We start from the raw sequence: 2176 nt of genomic DNA, 5'->3' as shown, positions 1-2176 counted from the left end.
GCCGAGGTCTATGCGCTCAAGCTCTCGCTCGAATGGGTGGGGTCGTCGGCCGATGTCGACATCCCGCTGGCGCCGGACGTGCGCCGCTACTACGTCGCCGGCAGCCCGCATGGCGGCGGGGCGGGCGGCTTTCGGCACGCCGGCGGGACGACACCGTTCAGCTGTCCGGGCAACCAGTTCGGGCAGGCGACGCTGGCGCCGAACCCGGTGCCGCATCGCGAGCTGCGCAACCTGCTGAGCGCGGCGATGCGCGACTGGGTGCTCAAGGGAACGCCGCCGCCGCCGAGCCGCTATCCGACGCTGGCGCGCGGCGAGCTGGTCGATCCGACGCGCGAGGCCATGGGCTTTCCGCCCGGCGTGCCGGGTATTCCGGACAGCGTCTTCAGGCCCGAGAACTTCGTGTTCCCGGTCTTCGATTACGACTGGGGGCCGGGCTTCGATCGCGTCGAAGCCGCGGGCGTGCCGGATCGCATCCCGCCGACGATCCGCCGCGTGCTGCCGGCCAAGGTGCCGCGGGTCGACGCCGACGGCAACGAGGTCGGCGGCGTGCCGACCGTGCTGACGATGGCGCCGCTGGGCACCTACCTGGGCTGGAACATCACGGCCAACGGCATCCACGCCGGCCAGGTGTGCAACTACGCCGGCGGCTACGTGCCGTTCGCGCGCACCCGCACCGAGCGCGAGGCCAACGGCGATCCGCGCCTGTCATTGGAGGAGCGCTACGGCGATCACACCGGTTATGTCGCGGCTGTGCGGAAGGCCGCGGACCGCGCGGTGGCGCAAGGCTTCCTGCTGAAGGCTGATCGTGAGCGGCTGTTGAAGGAGGCGGCGGGCAGCGACGTGCTGCGGTGAGGCCGCTCACCAAGCCATCGAGGCCCCTCTCCCGCAGCGCGGGAGCGCGCGAGAGGGGGGTGGGGGCGAGGGGTCCCCGCGGTCAGACCCCTCAGCGAGCCGCGGTCTGCGCGGGCGCCTCGCCGTCGATGCCGCCCGCCAGCGCCTTGTAGACGCCCACCAGCGAGGTCGCGGCTGCCGTCTGCGACTGCGCCAGCTGGTTGCGCGCGGTCAGCAGTTCCCGCTCGGCGTCGAGCACCGCCAGGAAGTCGCTGATGCCGACCTTGAAGCGCTCGCGCGCGATGTTGGCGGCGCGCTCCGCCGACACGGCCGCGTCGAACAGCGCCTGCGCCTGCTGCTGGCTGCGGTTGTAGGTCACCAGCGCGCCCTCGGTCTCCTCCAGCGCGGCGAGCACGGTGCGCTCGTAGCTGGCGAAGGCCGCATCGTTGCGCGCATCCGCCGCCGCGATCTGCGCGCGGATGCGGCCGAAGTCGAGCAGGTTCCACACCAGCTGCGCGCCCAGGTTGTACGCATAAGCCGGCCCATCGTTGAGGTCGCCGATGCGCGAGGCGTTCTGCCCGATCGTGCCGCCCAGCGTGACGCGCGGGAACATCGCCGAACGCGCCACGCCCACGCGCGCCGCCGCGGCCGCCACCTGCGCCTCGGCCGCGCGCACGTCGGGGCGGCGGCGCAGCAGGTCCTCGGGCGTGCCGATGCGGTCCAGCGCGATCGTCTTCAGGCCCGGCAACGGCTTGACGTCCGACAGTTCCACGTCCAGCGCCGTCGGCGGCTGGCCGGTCAGCACCGCCAGGCGATAGCGCGTGCGCGCCAGCGCCATCTCCAGCGCCGGGATCGTCGCGGCCGTGCTCTGGACCAGCGCACGGGCGCGCTCGGTGTCGAAGCCGGTGCCCCGGCCCGCCTCCTGGCGGCCAGCCACCAGCTTCAGCGCGCCCTGCTGCGTGTCCAGCGACTGCTGGGCCACGCGCAGCTGCTCCTGCAGGCCGCGCAGCTCGAAGTAGTTGCGCGCCACTTCCGCGGCGACGCTGACCTGCGCCGACCGCAGGCCCGCCTCGCCGGCCAGCAGGTCGGCCGCGGCCGCCCGGCGTTCGTCGGACAGGCGACCGAAGAGATCGGCCTCCCAGCGCACGTCGAAGCCGACCGAGAACGCGTTGTTGGTCTGCGGGTTGCCTTGATAGTCCGGCGCCCGCACCCGCGCCGCGCCGGCGTTCAGGTCCACCGTCGGGAACAGCTGCGCATCGGCGAAGCGCGACAGCGCCCGGGCCTCGCGCAGGTTGGCCGAGGCCACGCGCAGGTCGGTGTTGGCCTGCAGCGCGCGCTGCACCAG

The 2176-nt window shown here is 73.4% G+C and carries 2 protein-coding genes; one reads left to right on the top strand and one right to left on the bottom strand.

What is annotated here, in order from left to right:
• Positions 1–852 (top strand): alpha/beta hydrolase domain-containing protein (locus FUT87_RS25305; RefSeq protein ID WP_255512032.1); only part of this gene is annotated, 852 nt, incomplete at its 5' end.
• 91 nt (positions 853–943) lie between these two features.
• On the opposite strand, the gene FUT87_RS25300 is transcribed toward FUT87_RS25305, so the two are convergent.
• The coding region (locus FUT87_RS25300; RefSeq protein ID WP_147242786.1) for an efflux transporter outer membrane subunit at positions 944–2176 on the bottom strand (1233 nt) is incomplete at its 5' end.

The organism is Mitsuaria sp. TWR114 (genome assembly GCF_007997345.1).
This window is presented reverse-complemented; position numbering and strand designations above follow the sequence as displayed.